The organism is Paenibacillus sp. N22P23, from assembly GCF_059383735.1.
This window is the reverse complement of sequence record NZ_JBXENT010000002.1, coordinates 75,670-91,610: the sequence shown is the minus strand read 5'-3', so window position 1 is coordinate 91,610 and position 15,941 is coordinate 75,670. Positions and strand designations below refer to the sequence as shown.

Below are 15,941 nucleotides of genomic sequence, written 5' to 3'. Positions count from 1 at the left end.
GACTGAAACTTTTATATTCCGCCTCGCGTTTACAAGTTACAATGTGTTTGAAGTCTGGGAAAAGCGAGGCGGAGGATGGACATACAATCGAATGTACCGACAACGAGAGAGGCATCTAAGAAACGTTCTGAAACTCCACTACAGCACCAAGCGACGACCAACCATGGTTTTAGAAGGCGATGGAAAAGAATGGTCCGCGTGATGACCATAGGCGGGATCATCCTTCTGATGCTTGGCATTACCGGAATTGGGTGGCTGCTTCTGACACCGTCCGGCAGCAACTTTCGCTATCTGATGGCAGATACGCTGATTACTACGCAGCACAGGCATTGGGCGAAGTACATTATCGGACAGCATGAGCTGGATGTGCGTGTACAGCAATATCAGCAGCGCTTTAATGCAATGGGAGAAGAACGAGATACACACGAAATACATCCGCAGCTGCAGCCGCAGCCGGTCGAAACAGCCTTACCTGCCATCGCGCAGCCGGAAGTAAAGCCGCTGGTTGAAATCGAGGAGATATCGGGTACAGGCTATAGTGGGTATGTAATGACCGTGAATGATCCGACGAAAATCCGAATCGGCGTTCCATCGAAACAAGGCCGTGGTGAGCGTGTACGGAGCATGGTGGAGCGAACCGGAGCGATAGCAGGCGTTAATGGCGGGGGCTTTGCCGATCCGAATTGGCAGGGGAATGGCTTTCAGCCGATTGGCATCGTCATGTCTGGCGGGAAACTGTTCTATGATGATTTGGGCAAATCGAAAACGACGCAAGTCGTGGGGCTGGCTCGCGATGGCAAAATGGTAGCAGGACGCTATTCACTCTCTGAGCTGGAGCAAATGGGCGTGCAGGAAGCCGTGACGTTCCAGCCCCGCATTATTGTGAATGGCAAGGGACTCATCAAGAATGCGGCAGACGGCTGGGGAATCGCACCTAGGACGGCCATGGGACAGAGAGAAGATGGAGCCATCCTTTTCGTGGTCATTGACGGAAGACAGCCTGGACATAGTATTGGAGCAAATCTCTATGATGTGCAGCAAATTATGCTGGAGCGTGGAGCTGTCATTGCAGCCAATTTAGACGGAGGTTCGTCCACTGTGCTCGTTAACGATGGTCATGTCGTCAACAAACCGTCGACTAAGAGCAGCGAGGGCAGATATTTGCCAACGGCCTTTCTGGTGTTCGAGCATCCAGAGCAAGCGAACATTGCGAATGTATGGGATGGACTTGGCCCGAAAGACATAGATCCCGGCAAATGGTAAATGCAGGTTGCGCGCCGGTCTTCTTTTCCAGTATGATAAAGGGCAATAATGCGAAAAGGGGATTTCTTCTTGCAGAGCAACGTTACATTGGCGCGGCCAGAGGCCATTATATTTGATATGGATGGTACATTGTTTGAAACAGATACGCTGCTCATACATGTGCATGAGCGTATCTTCGAAACGCTGCGGACAGAGGGTTTGTATATGCAGCCCACTCCGCCTGTAGAGAAGCTGCTGAGCTGCCTTGGCATGCTGCTGGAGGATATCTGGCGCAAAGTGATGCCGGACGGTACTGAGGCTGCTCAGCGACGGGCTGATGAGCTGCTGCTCCAATATGAACTGGAAGGCTTGGAAGCTGGAGAAGGCGAGCTCTATCCGCATGTCGCGGAGACGCTGCACTCACTCAAGGAGCAAGGCTTCAAACTGTTCGTAGCCAGCAACGGATTGGAACGTTATGTGAAAGAGGTTGCCCGCTACAAAGGGATCGCTCCTTTGTTTGATGGTTTGTACAGTGCCGGAGAGTATGGAACTGCATCGAAGATCCATCTCGTTGCTCGGCTCATGGAAGATCATAGTGTGAAGTCCGCTTGGATGGTCGGTGATCGTTCCTCCGATGTGGAAGCAGGCAAAGGCAATGGGCTTGGCGTCGTTGGCTGCGCCTATGCCGTGTATGGCCGTAAGGAAGAGCTTCAGGGAGCGGATGCGCTGATATCTGACTTCCGTGAGTTGCTCACGTTAACGCAGGTGTAGAAAGAATGGGCTGTCTCAAAAGTGTGCAAGGCGACTTTTGAGGCGGCCTTTTTTGTATGGTAAACAGGTTAGATGAACGGGGCTAGGGAACGGCTGCGGAGGAGTTGCCGGACAGTGGTGGGAAAGCGAGGGATGGAGAGCGAAGAGAGGTAGTGGATACCGCACATTGATGGGAAACTTCGTTCACACATTGTTACTGCACACTCTAGCAGGATAGCGAGAGTGGCTTGCAATAAGAGGAATCTGGTAACTCTAATTGGGGGAAGCGTTGTATGTAGTCCTTAGAGAGGTAACTTTACCTCTCTAAGATGGGTTTACGAAAAGTGGTTATAGCGAAAGCTGGATGGGACCTGCTCGCAGAGCAACCATCGTTGCTCCTTGTTAGCTTCTTGCTGGGTGAGAAAGGCTTAATCCAGCGAAGGCACCTGCTTCTCTTTGCGCCGTTTCTTCTGTTCGTAAAGCCAAACGGCATACTCCAGCGGCCTTATGATGGCTTGCTTATACGTTTCGCGTTCTCCTGCTTGCATGAATACTTCGCGAGCCGGCTTCGGATTCACCTCAAGCAGCCATATCTGTCCTCTTCGATCGATGGCAAGATCAAGCGCCAGCTCACATAGTCGCCCATAGGACTCCTCCAGAAAAGCCGCGATCTTCACGCCTAAATCTTCGGCCTTCAGGCGAATGTCAGTAGCGGTTTCCTCATTCTTAATCCAGTCGCTGAGCAGCGACTGCATCTTGATGGCTTGACCGCCGCCGTGCAGGTTGGAGGTAATGCTGCCAGAAGCCCCGATTCGTCCGGCGCAGCCGGTTACTTCCCATTCGCCGCTTCCATTCTTCTGCACAAGCATCCGGTAATCATGTACGCGGCCGTTCGGCAGCTTGAGCTGGATCCCTTGCTGCACGAGATAACGGTTTCCTTTCAAATCCCACGAAGCCAGCCGGCCTTGAATGTTAGAGAGTGAAGCTCGCTGTGGACGGACGATTCGCCGCTCTTGATCTCTGCCTTGGATTAAATATTCGCCGCCTTGCTGCTTCTCAATGCGAAGTATACCGCGGCCCCCGGTTCCGTTGATCGGCTTTAGATAAATGAGAGGATACTTGCGGATCATTTCCGTTAGATCGCTAGGATTCTCATATAGCCTTGTCATTGGGAGATGGGGGACGAAGTCATCTTCCTTGCGCATCGTGCGGTACACCGTCCACTTGTTGCGAAGCACCCTGTTTAGGAAGGTCAAGTGGCCGTATTTCTTGCGGAAATGACTGAGCTGAACAAAGCGATGGCTGCGCTGAATGCGGCAGCGATCATAGATCATATGGGGAAAAGAGCGCCATTTGCGCGTCCAGCTTTGAGAGACTGTGTCATAAATATGAGCATGAATCCGGTTATCTGAATAATTGACGTCTGCCGGTGTAAACACAAATACTTCAAGACCAAGCTTCTTGCCGGCCAGCGTCATGCGTTGGTAGATCGGTTTCTCCTCGAGCCATCCGTTATCGTTCAAATAGAGCGTCAGGATGCCGAGAACCGGCTGAACCATAGGGACTCCTCCTAAAAGGGTTTGCGGTGAAGAACCGATGGGAATCGGTGGTAGTTAACTCTCAAATCGCAGGGTCGGCTTGCCGGTTGGACCGGTATGCAGGCTCACGGCCTTCATACCGGCGCGGAAGCACATAGCCATGCTGGATGGATTATCGGAGGCGACGGTGCAAGTAAGCGAGCCCATGCGTTGACTGAGCGCCTTCAGCAGCGCACTTCCTGCGCCTTGCCCGCGGAACTCCGGGGAAACGACGACGAAGCATGCGCGTTCGCCGCCCTCGGCAGCAAATGCGCACGCAGCCAGCTTGCCGCTGCTTGAGATCGCCAGCGCAATCGCAGCAGAAGCCTCTCCGGCGCGGCTGCAGGCCAGCTGCGCCGCGGGAAGCTCCCGCAGCTCAACCAAGGCTGCATTCGTGATGCGATCGTCGCCATACCGGTATAAGAAGCGGGTAACTTTCTCCTTCGCAGATGCCCATTGGGACGGTGTTAGCAGTTTTACCTGCACGGCAAATCACTCCTCGCTATAGCCCCTTCAGCTTGAGCAAATATTGGCTGTAATGAAAAATACGCTCAAGCGAACGTTTGCGAATATCCGGTTCGTCGAATTTCATCGGCTTCGCGTTGGCTTCGAAGAACCAGATGCTTCCAAACTGGTCCACGCCAAGATCCATCGACATTTCCGCCAACCGTCGGCCGGAGCCGCGCTCGATTTGACGAGCGATAATTAACGCAGCGTTACGGGCCTTTACTAGCAGTTTACGTGCCTCATCTTGACCAAATACGCTGACAAGCAGCTTCTCAGGGTCTTCGATGCTTCCGCCGCGCGGTACATGTGTCGTGATGCTGTAAGTCCCGGCTACACGTGCGCCAATGCCGGAGATGTCCCACTGTCCGCGCCGGTTCTTCTGCACTAGCGCGCGAAGATCGAAGGAGCGTTCATTGTAGGCAGCGAGCTGAATGCCCTGCTGGGCAATGTAACGATCGCCGCTGCTTTCTTTGATAATGCGGGTCCACAGCTTCCCGAGCGTGCCGCAATTGTAGGTCGTGCTTCCGCGTTCGCCTTGAATCTTCAGGCGATAGGGTAGCGACTTCTCCTGCTGCAGCTGGATGGTCATGATGCCTTTGCCGGCTTTGCCGCTGACCGGTTTGAGATACAAATATTTATGCTTCAACATCATTTTTCCGAGTCCGCTAACCGTGAGCAGGCGGCGTGTAGCCGGGATGAACGGCTGGGTTGTGCGCGACTGCTTCAACCATTTGAACAGGCTCCACTTGTTGAAGAAAGCAGGATTAAAAATCTGAATGCGGGGATGTTTGACGCATACCGCAATTTTACGCCTCACTTCCGGCTGCAGCTCATCCTCACGGAGCGGAATGCGGTTATAGATAAGGTCAGGCAGCGGGAATTTCTGCATCTCCCAGCTATCTGTAGCCATATTGAAGGTAAAGCCGTCAAGCAGCTTGCGCTGAAACTTCAGCTGCTTGACGGTTAGCACATAAACCAGAAAACCGAACTCGGTGCCCATAGCAATAATGTCTGCGAAGTTTCCACGATTGCCTCGAAATAGCTGGATATCGTCCTCAATCGTTAAGATAGCGAGTACGGGCTGCTTACGCTGAATGGAGGCGGCTTCATCATCCGCCGTATCCTCGTGAATAACGAGAGCCATTAAGCTTCGCCTCCTTGCCTCGTGAACCTGCTTAAATACATGCAATGATCCAGAATATGACTAACGGAGTCACGTCCTTGCGCGCGCAGTGCAGGGTGGCTGAAGATCGACCGGCCCGGCTTAGCGTTCGCTTCAAACATCCAAACATCGCCGTCCTTGTCGATGCCGATATCAAGTCCGAGTTCACCCAGCGTATGCGGGAAGTTGCGTTCAATCGCTTCGGAAAGCTTGATCGAGACATCTTTGGCTTTCGTCAAGATTTCATCCGAACGATCCCCGAAAGCCCGGCTGAGCGCCTGTTCCGGCGTAAGCAGCTGGCCGCCGTTCTTGATATGCGTGGTGACGCTTCCGCGTCCGGCTTTCTTCGCGCCGATACCGACCGGCACCCATTTGTTGCTGCCATTCTTGTGCATATGGAATCGGAAGTCGATCGGACATCCGTCAATTTCGATTAAGCGTACGCCTTGCTGGCTGACATAACGGCCGAGTCCGCTGCCGTGTCTAGTCTCCAGCATGCGCATCAGGCTTGTGAAACTAGTGAAACGAAGCAGCACATTCGTATCCCCTCTGCGGTATCTGGCAAAGTATCCGCGTTTGGGGTGATAGGTCAGCCGGTAAATCCCGATCCCAAGGCTTCCGGCAGAAGGTTTGTAATAAATAAATTGATGTTTCTCGAGCATCTCTTTGATTTTATCGGCTCGGGGGTTATTCACGGATTCCGGCAGATGCTCCAGCGCTTCAACATCCTGATCGAGCAGCTTATAGACATCGGATTTATTGAAGAAGCTCCAATTGAAGAATGGAACCCCTTTACGGATAAACTTCTCCCGCAGCGACATAATCGTAGATGTCGTCTCGGCAACGCGGCTTGGGAGGCGATTGTACACGACGTCTGGGAGCGGAACGACTTTCCGATACCAGCTTCCCGTACTGTTCAGGAAATACCCATTGATCGTCCCTTGATTCCAGTTCACATCGCGCGGAGTAAAAGCGAAGAAATACGCTTTGCGTTCTCCTGTGCGAAGAAGCTGCCGGATATAACCCGAACGTGCGCCAAACGGCGAATCGGCGGATCGGCTTCCATCTGTAAGCACGCCGATGAGCGGTCCGATTTGAACCTCATTATCTTCGCCTTGGATATAGGAGATGCTGCCAGCCTTCGGAACCCGGATGTATTGGCGAACGCCTGCAGAGAGGTAGAGATGATGGCCTTGCCGATCGATCGGCTTTACGGCAGCGGTTATGCTTTCATGACCAAGCTTTAATTGAATGGTTTTTTTGCCGGCGAGCTTCAGCGATTTAAGGAGTGAGCCCGACAGGTAAACGATTCGATCGCTTGATGGTGAGAAGTGTACATGACAAGATGTCAAACTCATGGATGAACCTCCTGGATGTATCTCCTTTGATTTCGTCCAAACTGATAAACCGGCTGCCTGCGAGCGGCGAGCTTCATGGCGTAACGAATCGGTCGTTCAATGGCCAGCCTCGCAGCGTTCTCGTCGCCTTCCAGCGCTTTCCGTCCCGGTTTGGCATTCGCTTCAAGCAGCCAGATCCGGCCGCCCTGCTCAATGCCATAATCGATACCAAGCTCGGCGAGCCTGCCAAAATGATTCTCCAGCGCAGCTGCAGCCCGCTCGCTGATCCAGCGAATTCGCCCGAGCAATCGCCCGGCGGTCTCGCTATCGAACTGTTCCGTCAATGCTTCCAGTGCGCTTTGGGCTGATCCGCCGCCATGTAAGTTGGCGGTTACGCTTCCTTGCTGCCCGGTCCGGACAGAGGCACCTGTAAACGACCATTTACCTGATTCGTCCTTCTGGATTAATACCCGGACGTCGTACGAGCGGCCATCTTTGCCGATTAGGGGCAAGTAAGGCTGAACGAGATACGTCATGGAAGAGACGAAACGATGGATCCAGCGGCATACGTCCTGCCAATTGTCGCGTGTGATCGCTAGGGGGCGGTTCTTTCGATCACGGCCGTCAATATGCCAGCCGTCTTCCCTCCGAAGCAGTCGAATGGCACCTTTTCCATGGCTGCCTGCAGAAGGTTTGAGAAACAATCCGTCGGGATATTGCTTCATCAGCTGCGTAAGTTCGGAAGCTCCTTCGTACTTGAAAGTCGAAGGCAGCCACGGCGACAGCTGTGAATCCCGTTCGAGCTCCCGATATACGTCGAGTTTGCCGGGAAGAGAGCCATTCAGCAGTATATACGGCTTTAAGCGTTTCAGTTCCGCAAGTGCGCAGGTTGCAAGCTTATATTGGGCATTCGTCCTCGGGAGCGAACGGTCATAGAGAACGTCAGGAAGCGGAAAACTTCCTTGCTGCCACCGGCCTTGCTTCAGCACGAAGCCCTTGATCAACCGAACCTGGCCTTCTGTAACTTGAGAAGCGCAGAATAAATAGACGAACAGGCCAAGCGACTGCCCAAACAGGGATAGACGACGGCAAAATAGATCCTCAGGCATCGCCGGAGGGAGATACTCCCCGTCGAAGCTTGCGGAGGGTACATGAGTCGGTTCGCTAATCATAATACCGAGGACGCTGCTGAATGGAGTATCAGCCATCACCGCTTCCTCCTTTTCGTTAGAATTCGGCCAGATGTCTTGCATAACGCACCATATTTCGAACGGAAGGACGGATTTTATTATCCTGAAGCGGTGTATTGTCGTTCTTGGATGGTTTGGAATTCACTTCGAGCAGCCACACCCGGCCACTGGCATCAAGCGCCAAGTCGATACCCAGCTCGCCGAAATGAGCGGGAATGTGTGTGTCGATCCCTTTGGCAATTTCAAGCGCCGCCCGCTGCAGCTTACCTGGTGCATCCTGACCGTTTGCACTGGACAAATTGGACTTGTTGACCGCTTCTCTCACCGTGCTGAGCGTGCCGCCGCGTGCCAAGTTCGACACGAAATGATGGTTGCCGGCCGTTCGAGCCACAATGGAAGTAAGCGCCCATTTACCGGTTTCGTTCTTCTGCACGAGCGCTCGGAAATCGACGGGTCTTCCCATAATGTCGATGAGATGCAGCCCTTGCTGGATTTGATAACGCACCGTTTTCATTTTCCCTGAAAGGGAAGCATAGAGCTTATCGATCCCTGCAAAATGCTGCCTGCGTGTTCCGGCCGTTGTGGCATACTGGGCGGAATAGGAATCAGCATCTAATCTGGAGATGCGGATGATGCCTTTGCCCAAGCTGCCGCGTACCGGCTTCAAGAAGACGGTATTATGCTTCAAGCACATCGACTTCAACACCTGAAAGCTGCGAAGCACATGTGATTCCGGCAGATAGCGAACGAGCGAGTGATCCTTTACCAGGGCGTCGAACACTTCGGCTTTATCGAGAAACTTCTCATTGAACACAATACTGTTATGACGCTGTTTGGTTTCTTTGATGAAGAGCTGTACATTAGGGCGGTTTTCAAGCTTGCGAGAGGTCAGGCGATTGTTGACGACATCTGGTGCAGGTACAGGGACTTTCCGCCAGCCATCGGAATAGACCCAGCCTTCGAGTGTGCTGAAATTGCCTGTAATATGGTCCGGTGTGAAGAAATAAACATGAGCGCCTTGCGCTTCGCAGGCGTCTACGAGTTCCTTACAGAACATAGTGATGGTTCCAAACGGCCGATCCCTGGCTTCAGGATCATCACGGCTAATAAGCACGCCGATTAGCGGGCCTACCGAGAGTGTGGCGTTCTCTTGTCGGTAACGGATTCGCAGTGTGGTGCTCGAGATCAGCCCCATTTTGCGGGCTAAGCTTTGCCCAATACGCATACCGTCAAACCGCTCGACCGGGACGACTTTTACATAATGGCGAAATGCACCGAATTTCAGCATAATCGGCTGACCTTGCGGTATTTTCCACTGTCTCAAGTAAGCATCACCGAGCATAATGGCATCATCCGGCAAGATGCCTGGGCTGATCACCTGAACGGCGACTTTCGATTTCAGCATCGACGGATCTCCTTCCAAGCTGGAGGATGACGACGTGCAGCTTGCGGTCTATGGGATTTTCACACGAATTACTTTCATCATATGAGGACATCTACCCCTTGGTGATTAGCGGACATCATGAAAAACATGGGGGAAAGGCCCTTTTTCAGAGATACTTGCCCCATCCGCAGGTCGTGCCAGCAGGAAGAGCATCTGCTAATATAGAACTAGAACAAGCCGGGCAAACGGTTGAAACAAGTAAGGGGGGCCACTGTGATAACAGGAGAAAAAGGTCTTGAAGCGCAGACGAAACACGAGCGACTCATGCAGTATATCCAGCAGCTCGAAATTGGTACGAAACTTTCTGTGCGCACGATGGCCGAAGAACTGGAAGTCAGTGAAGGCACTGCATATAAAGCGATCAAAGAAGCGGAGTCGACAGGGCTTGTCAGCACGAAAGAGCGGATCGGCACGGTCCGTATTCAGCGGAAGAACCGAGAATCGCTGGATCGGCTAACGTTCGGAGAAGTGCTTGATATCGTGCAAGGCGAGCTGATAGGCGGAGCGGCAGGACTTGTGAAAACACTGCATAAATTCGTCATTGGTGCGATGGAACTCGATGCGATGGTCCGTTATATTGATGCAGGCAGTCTTCTGATTGTCGGTAATAGGCAAGGAGCGCACGGCTGCGCGCTTGAGCAGGGGGCAGGCGTGTTAATTACAGGGGGATTTGGCACCAGTGAGGATATGAAACAGCTTGCCGATGAGAAAGGCTTGCCTATTATCTCATCCAAATATGATACGTTTACCGTCGCTTCGATGATTAACCGCGCCATGTTTGACCGTTTGATTCGTCAGAAAATCATGCTTGTCGAAGACATCGTTACCTACAGCCGTCCTGTTGAAACGATGAGACTAGGTGAGACGAAGGCCGATTATGTGTCACTTGCCAGCCGTGTCGGCGGGTCGCGTTTTCCCGTGCTGGACGATCGGGGCAGGGTCGTGGGCATCATGACAGCTAAGGATGCAGAAGGAGCACAGGATTCCCAATTGGTGGAACGGCTGATGACGCGCAGCCCAATTACGGCTGCGCCGAACATTCCGATTGCTTCTGCGGCACATACGATGGCAGCCGAAGGAATCGACCTGCTGCCGATTGTCGATAAGAATCGCAAGCTGCTGGCGGCGCTAAGCCGAAGTGAAGTACTGGAAGCGATGCGATATGCCGGGAAACAGAAAGAATCGGGTGAAACCTTCGATGAACTGATCGGAGCGGGCTTCGAGAAGAAAGAAAGCGAGCATGGAGGGGATTGGCTGTACGAGGGGCGAATTACGCCGCAAATGTCCGGGACTTTCGGAACTATTTCTGAAGGGGTATTGGTTACACTGATGAATCAGGCGGCACGGGGGCTAATTCGAGAATTAGGGAAGCGGGATTATGTCATTGAGAGCATGACGACGTACTTCGTTAGACCTGTCCAATTGGAAAGCGAAGTGGTCATCATGCCGAATTTGTTGGAGATGAGCCGCAAGAGCGCCAAGCTCGAAATCGAGTTGAAAGACCCCGGCGGCCTTGCTGCCAAAGCGCTGCTGACTGCGCAGCTGATAGATCCGTATTAATTAACCTTTCATCGAGCGGTAAACGCTGCCGTTGCGAAGTCCTGCGAACAGGTTAAACAGACCCAGAACGATGAATAGAGCGCCGATGATAACTTTTATCGTGGAGCCGCTGTAGGCAAGCATCATAAACAAAGCGATGAAGATTAACATGATGCCCATACTTATGTTCATCCGTGCTGCGTTTATACCACGAACGCGCGCGTCGGTAGAGCGGCGCGCCTGGAAGCTAAAATAAACCGAGAGCAGCGATGTGCCGCAAATAATAATAACGATCGCCCAATGTAATGCATTGACCATAGTGAAGAAAGCATCTCCTTTTAAGCTGTGCAGCTTGCAATATGTGCCTTATTGTACCATGAATCGAAGCTGCAAGCGAAATGGACTGGGGCTTCGTTGGATCAATTAATTTGACGTTGATTGAGAGAGGCTTTGAACCACACTTGAAGCACGTTATCGACGACGAGCATCGTTCGAATTTGCACAATAAACTCCTTGCCTTCCACCGCGTAAATTTTGCGGTCCAGCAGGTCCCAGGAAAGCTCGGCATTGGAATTGATTTTGTAAATACTGGTGCCCACAAAGACAGACAAGTCAGTCTTGAGCTTTGATTTGAGCGCTAATTTAACTTGTTCATTTGAGATGGGAGCCCCATCAGCCCCTTTATTATCCAGCAGTATCGGCTGAACGCTCTGAATAACGGTATGCTGGTCTTTAAATTTATTCAGCTTCTTGATTCGATCCTCATAGTCAATCAGCTTATCCTCAAGCGCAGTATTGCTGTCGCGGAGCGCATTGAAATTCATGAAAAAGATGGCGTGATAGATCATCGCGCCTATTATGGACCCCAACACGACATAAGCAGCCGCTTGCATCAGCCTCGTAAATCGTTCAAAAGGCGGTACCCTCATCGGTCAGACCGCCCCTCTGCATAACCACCGGACAAGTTCAGTTCCCATATGCGCACCGAGAAAAGCACACAGGATATACGCGATTTGCAGCACAACCGGTGAGAGATGCCCTTCGATCATGTTGCTTTCAATGACGCGCATCGGGTCAATCGTTCCGCCAACGGCCGCTACGAGCGCCCATATTTTCAGCCTTGACGCGGTTTCCAGCATAATGGCTGCAGGTGCTGCCAAGACGAAGACAGATCCAATGCCTGCCAGCATGGAGCCGCCGAATACAACGCCAAAGGCAATGAAGAAATCGATCGTTGCTTTGGATAAGAAGGAGTCCATTTATACGTTCACCCTTCCTGTGGAATGAGAGGACGTCATGCTCGTCCCCTAGTCCATTCTATGGGCGAGGAGGGCTTCAATATGATAAACTAGTATAAAATGATGCTTCGATAGAAAGAAAGAAGGAATAGCGATGAGCGGCGGACAAGACTTTGTACATTTACACGTTCATAGCGAATTCAGCCTGCTCGATGGGGCTGCAAGAATCCGAGATCTTGTGGATCAAGCTTCCGCGCTTGGCATGAAGGCGCTGGCCCTTACGGATCACGGCGTCATGTATGGCGCGGTTCCGTTTTATAAAGCCTGCAAGGCACAAGGAATCAAACCTATTATCGGCTGCGAGGTTTATTTGACGACGGGCTCGCGTTTCGAGAAAGGTACCCGCAAAGATAATCCGATTTATCATCTCATCTTGCTGGCCAAGAATGAGACCGGCTATCGTAACTTGATGAAACTGAGCTCGATCGGACATTTGGAGGGCTTCCATTACAAGCCGCGTATCGACTTCGAATCGCTCTCGCAGTATGCGGAGGGTCTTATTTGTCTTAGTTCTTGCTTGGGAAGCGAGATCGCCCAGCATTTGCTGCATGACCGAACGGAGCATGCGCTTCGATCGGCGAACAGGTACCGTGATATTTTCGGAGACGACTTCTACTTGGAGCTGCAAGATCATGGCATGCTGGAGCAGAAGAAAGTGCTGCAGGCGACACTTGCACTTGCGAAGGAAACGGGCATCAAGACCGTTGCGACTAACGACGTCCATTACTTGAAGCCGACGGATGCGGCTGTGCAGGATGTCTTGATTTGTATTGGTACAGGCAAAACGATTGAGGATGACGATAGGCTGCAAATGCTGACAGATCAGATGTATCTGAAGAATGCGGACGAGATGACAATGCTGTTCCGTCAGGCGCCGGATGCGGTTGCACGCACGGTTGAAATTGCGGAGAAATGCGACTTGGAGCTTACCTTTGGCCGAGCGCTGCTCCCATCATTCAGTCCGATTCCGACCGGAATGACGTCTTCGGCATATTTGGCCGCACTGTGTCACGAAGGATTGGAATCACGATATGCCGGAAACTCGGATTGGGCCTCAGATTCCCATTCGAAAGTACATGCGGTGACCAGACTGGAATACGAACTTGGTGTCATTGAGAAAATGGGTTTCAGCGACTATTTCCTCATCGTCTGGGATTTCATCCGTTTTGCTCACGAACAGGGCATTCGAACAGGTCCGGGACGGGGTTCCTCTGCCGGCAGCTTGGTTGCTTACACACTGAATATTACGGATGTAGACCCGATCAGATATAAGCTTTTGTTCGAGCGCTTTCTTAACCCGGAACGGATATCAATGCCCGATATCGATATCGACTTTAATGACGAGCGCCGTGATGAGGTAATCAGCTATGTCTCTGCCAAATATGGCGAAGAGCATGTGGCGCAAATCATTACGTTCGGAACAATGGCGGCTAAAGCTGCCGTACGTGATGTCGGCCGCGCCATGGCTGTTCCTTTTGCTGAAGTAGATCGGGCTGCGAAGCTCATCCCGAATCAGCTTGGCATTTCGCTGGAAGAAGCGCTGCGTATGAGTGCGGAGCTCCGAGAAGCGACTGAACGCCAGCCGAAGACAGGGGACCTGCTGCGGATGGCTTTGAAGGTGGAGGGCATGCCGCGCCATGCTTCGACGCATGCTGCCGGGGTTGTCATTTCCGGAGAGCCGCTTACGCATTATGTGCCGCTGCAGGCAGGCAGCGAGCGTACGGCGCTGACTCAATATTCCATGGAACATCTGGAATCCGTTGGTCTGCTTAAGATGGATTTTCTCGGACTTCGTACGCTGTCCATTCTTGAGCGGACGCTGAACTGGGTGAAGGAACAGCAGGGGATTACGGTTGATTTTCGTTTTATTTCCGATCAGGATCCTGCGACTTATGCGATGTTGACACGCGGTGAAACGACTGGCATTTTCCAATTGGAGTCAGCCGGTGTTCGCCGCGTGCTCAAAGAGCTGAAGCCGACACAATTCGAAGATATTGTTTCTGTCCTCGCGCTGTACCGGCCGGGCCCGATGGAGTTTATTCCCAAATTCATTCAAGGCAAGCATGGACAAGTGGAGGTTGAATATCCACATCCTTCGCTCGAGCCGATTCTGGCTGATACGTATGGCATTATCGTTTATCAAGAACAAATCATGCAGATTGCCTCATCCATGGCGGGTTTCTCGCTGGGAGAAGCGGATTTGCTCCGCCGTGCCGTATCCAAGAAGAAGCGTGAAGTGCTGGATGAACAGCGCGCCCATTTCGTGGAGGGCAGCTTAGCTCAAGGATACGAGAAGTCAGACGCCAATGCGGTCTACGATATGATTGTCCGTTTCGCAGACTATGGATTTCCCCGTGCTCATGCCGCTGCCTATGGCGTATTGGCCTTCCAGACGGCATGGCTGAAGGCGAATCATCCCACTCCGTTCATGGCTTCCATGCTGGCATCCGTGACGGGAAGTCAGCGCAAGACGGCTGAATATGTGGATGAATGCCGACGAATGGGTATCGATGTGCTGGCACCTGATGTGAACGAGAGCAGCGTGACGTTCACGCCTGTGAACGGAGCGGTACGCTTCGGTTTGGCGTCGATTAAGAACGTCGGTACACAAGCGATCGATTCGCTGCTGAAAGAGCGGGCTGAACGTCCTTTTGACAGCTTGCTCGATTTATGCCGAAGAGTAGACCTGCGTGTTGTGAACAAACGCGTACTGGAGTCGTTAATTCAAGCAGGGGCTTGTGATTCGCTGGCAGGTCATCGCGCACAACTGATTGCGGTGCTGGATGAAACGGTAGATGCCGCACTGAAATGGCGCAAGGAACGCGAAGAATTGCAAATCGAACTGTTCGGCTTCGATGAAGTGCAGAACTGGGATATTGAGATGCCGGAGGTTCGTCCGTTTACAACGGGACAGCTGCTTGCTTTGGAACGGGAGCTGCTCGGCATGTATCTGTCAGGGCATCCGCTAGATGATCATAAGGCATTGCTTGAAGAGTTACCGCTTGAACGACTTGTTGATCTATCCGAAGCGCCTGAGGGCTCCTTCGCTGTCATTGCCGCGATGGTCGTGACGGTGAAGCCGTTTACGACGCGCAAAGGACAGTCGATGGCGTTTCTGGAAATCGAGGATCGCATCATGCGAGTGGAAGCCGTTGCTTTCCCGACGATTTGGCAGCGTCATTCGGGGCTGCTCGATCCCGGCAGCTTGGTTCTCGTCCTCGCGAATGTGCAGCATCAGGACGAGGATTATAAGCTGCTGATTGAGGATGTTGCATTGCTCGGAGGCGGCGGACCGGGCCAGGATGCGGCCTCGCAGGTGCAGCGCTTGCAGCGGCAAGCGCGCAGCAAGGCCGGGCGGACTGCCGGCGGCGCTTCGAGCGCGGATCGCAAAGGCAGCGCTGGGGGCGTTGGTGGTGGACCAGCTGGATCTCCGTCATCGGCGCAGCCGGCGAAGGCATCAGCAGCGCCGGGCTCTGGTGCAGCCTCGCCTCAAGGACAAGCGAAGCCTGCAGCGGCATCGACAGGTGCTGCTTCGCAGGGAGGCGAGAAAACGGCGAATCCTGCGAAGAACTACGCGGCGGAATCGACTCCGGCGAAGGTTTCTACCGCCGCAGCTCAAACCGTGCCAGCTAAGACATCAGCGCCAGCGCAAGCCAAACGCCCGCAGCGGCTCTATATCAAAATCGCTGCAGGACGCGAAGATTCCGCTGCGCTTGAGAAGCTGAAAGCACTGCTCGGAGGCAGCGCAGGTACTTATGAGACGGTGCTGTTCTACGAACGAGAAGGCCGAACTGTCGCCTTAAGCGATGCGTTTCGTATTAAGCCATCGCCGCAGCTGCTGCAGCAGATCGAGTCGATTTTTGGTAAAGGTTCTGCGGTCGTGAAATAATAGGGA

Annotated in this window: 13 protein-coding genes; 4 read left to right on the top strand and 9 right to left on the bottom strand. The window is 52.7% G+C overall.

The genetic code is table 11. The features are described from left to right. Positions 1-189 precede the first annotated feature (189 nt). Both AC506A_RS11190 and AC506A_RS11185 read left to right on the top strand, forming a co-directional pair. Entirely contained in the window at positions 190-1,263 is a 1,074-nt protein-coding gene (locus AC506A_RS11190; RefSeq protein WP_495461092.1) for a phosphodiester glycosidase family protein, read from the top strand. Positions 1,264-1,332: 69 nt separating this feature from the next. Then, positions 1,333-2,013, top strand: coding sequence for an HAD family hydrolase (locus AC506A_RS11185; protein WP_495461091.1), 681 nt, complete (start codon positions 1,333-1,335; stop codon positions 2,011-2,013). Positions 2,014-2,420: 407 nt separating this feature from the next. Here AC506A_RS11185 and AC506A_RS11180 read toward each other — a convergent pair whose 3' ends face one another. From AC506A_RS11180 to AC506A_RS11155, 6 genes are read right to left on the bottom strand one after another with little or no spacing between them, the layout of a single operon-like run. Continuing rightward, on the bottom strand, positions 2,421-3,551 hold the full coding sequence (locus AC506A_RS11180; RefSeq protein WP_495461090.1) for a YheC/YheD family endospore coat-associated protein: 1,131 nt from the start codon (positions 3,549-3,551) through the stop codon (positions 2,421-2,423). Positions 3,552-3,605: 54 nt separating this feature from the next. Further along, positions 3,606-4,055: a GNAT family N-acetyltransferase gene (locus AC506A_RS11175; RefSeq protein WP_495461089.1), complete on the bottom strand. Its 450-nt coding sequence runs from the start codon at positions 4,053-4,055 to the stop codon at positions 3,606-3,608. Between the two features lie 16 nt (positions 4,056-4,071). Then, complete coding sequence (locus AC506A_RS11170; RefSeq protein ID WP_495461088.1) at positions 4,072-5,220, bottom strand: YheC/YheD family endospore coat-associated protein; 1,149 nt, start codon at positions 5,218-5,220, stop codon at positions 4,072-4,074. After that, a complete protein-coding gene (locus AC506A_RS11165) occupies positions 5,220-6,596 on the bottom strand; it encodes a YheC/YheD family endospore coat-associated protein (RefSeq protein WP_495461087.1) in 1,377 nt (458 codons plus the stop codon). Before AC506A_RS11165 ends, AC506A_RS11170 begins: the two co-directional genes overlap by 1 nt. Next, the gene (locus AC506A_RS11160) at positions 6,593-7,783 is read right to left on the bottom strand and encodes a YheC/YheD family endospore coat-associated protein (RefSeq protein ID WP_495461086.1); all 1,191 of its coding nucleotides are present in this window, start codon (positions 7,781-7,783) and stop codon (positions 6,593-6,595) included. The genes AC506A_RS11165 and AC506A_RS11160 overlap by 4 nt, the downstream gene beginning before the upstream one ends. Before the next feature lie 19 nt (positions 7,784-7,802). Then, positions 7,803-9,170, bottom strand: a complete 1,368-nt coding sequence (locus AC506A_RS11155; protein ID WP_495461085.1) for a YheC/YheD family endospore coat-associated protein — start codon at positions 9,168-9,170, stop codon at positions 7,803-7,805. A 255-nt stretch (positions 9,171-9,425) separates the two neighbouring features. Between AC506A_RS11155 and AC506A_RS11150 the strand changes: the two genes are divergently transcribed. Beyond that, on the top strand, positions 9,426-10,769 hold the full coding sequence (locus AC506A_RS11150) for a DRTGG domain-containing protein (protein WP_495461878.1): 1,344 nt from the start codon (positions 9,426-9,428) through the stop codon (positions 10,767-10,769). Here AC506A_RS11150 and AC506A_RS11145 read toward each other — a convergent pair whose 3' ends face one another. The 3 genes from AC506A_RS11145 to AC506A_RS11135 form a co-directional block, all read right to left on the bottom strand. After that, positions 10,770-11,066 carry a YtpI family protein gene (locus AC506A_RS11145; RefSeq protein ID WP_495461084.1) on the bottom strand — a complete coding sequence of 99 codons (297 nt, stop codon included), beginning with the start codon at positions 11,064-11,066 and terminating at the stop codon, positions 10,770-10,772. Positions 11,067-11,167: 101 nt separating this feature from the next. After that, positions 11,168-11,677, bottom strand: coding sequence for a sporulation membrane protein YtrI (locus tag AC506A_RS11140; protein WP_495461083.1), 510 nt, complete (start codon positions 11,675-11,677; stop codon positions 11,168-11,170). A 3-nt stretch (positions 11,678-11,680) separates the two neighbouring features. Beyond that, positions 11,681-12,007, bottom strand: coding sequence for a YtrH family sporulation protein (locus AC506A_RS11135; RefSeq protein WP_090981793.1), 327 nt, complete (start codon positions 12,005-12,007; stop codon positions 11,681-11,683). A gap of 133 nt (positions 12,008-12,140) precedes the next feature. Between AC506A_RS11135 and AC506A_RS11130 the strand changes: the two genes are divergently transcribed. Beyond that, the gene (locus AC506A_RS11130; protein WP_495461082.1) at positions 12,141-15,935 is read left to right on the top strand and encodes a DNA polymerase III subunit alpha; all 3,795 of its coding nucleotides are present in this window, start codon (positions 12,141-12,143) and stop codon (positions 15,933-15,935) included. Positions 15,936-15,941 lie beyond the last annotated feature (6 nt).

Excerpts from the sequence above, each read along its gene's own strand:
- AC506A_RS11170 (WP_495461088.1), bottom strand. The coding sequence starts at position 5,220 with ATGGCTCTCGTTATTCACGAGGATACGGCGGATGATGAAGCCGCCTCC.
- AC506A_RS11145 (WP_495461084.1), bottom strand. The coding sequence starts at position 11,066 with ATGGTCAATGCATTACATTGGGCGATCGTTATTATTATTTGCGGCACA.
- AC506A_RS11165 (WP_495461087.1), bottom strand. The coding sequence starts at position 6,596 with ATGAGTTTGACATCTTGTCATGTACACTTCTCACCATCAAGCGATCGA.
- AC506A_RS11155 (WP_495461085.1), bottom strand. The coding sequence starts at position 9,170 with ATGCTGAAATCGAAAGTCGCCGTTCAGGTGATCAGCCCAGGCATCTTG.
- AC506A_RS11130 (WP_495461082.1), top strand. The coding sequence starts at position 12,141 with ATGAGCGGCGGACAAGACTTTGTACATTTACACGTTCATAGCGAATTC.
- AC506A_RS11140 (WP_495461083.1), bottom strand. The coding sequence starts at position 11,677 with ATGAGGGTACCGCCTTTTGAACGATTTACGAGGCTGATGCAAGCGGCT.
- AC506A_RS11180 (WP_495461090.1), bottom strand. The coding sequence starts at position 3,551 with ATGGTTCAGCCGGTTCTCGGCATCCTGACGCTCTATTTGAACGATAAC.
- AC506A_RS11135 (WP_090981793.1), bottom strand. The coding sequence starts at position 12,007 with ATGGACTCCTTCTTATCCAAAGCAACGATCGATTTCTTCATTGCCTTT.
- AC506A_RS11190 (WP_495461092.1), top strand. The coding sequence starts at position 190 with ATGGTCCGCGTGATGACCATAGGCGGGATCATCCTTCTGATGCTTGGC.
- AC506A_RS11160 (WP_495461086.1), bottom strand. The coding sequence starts at position 7,783 with ATGGCTGATACTCCATTCAGCAGCGTCCTCGGTATTATGATTAGCGAA.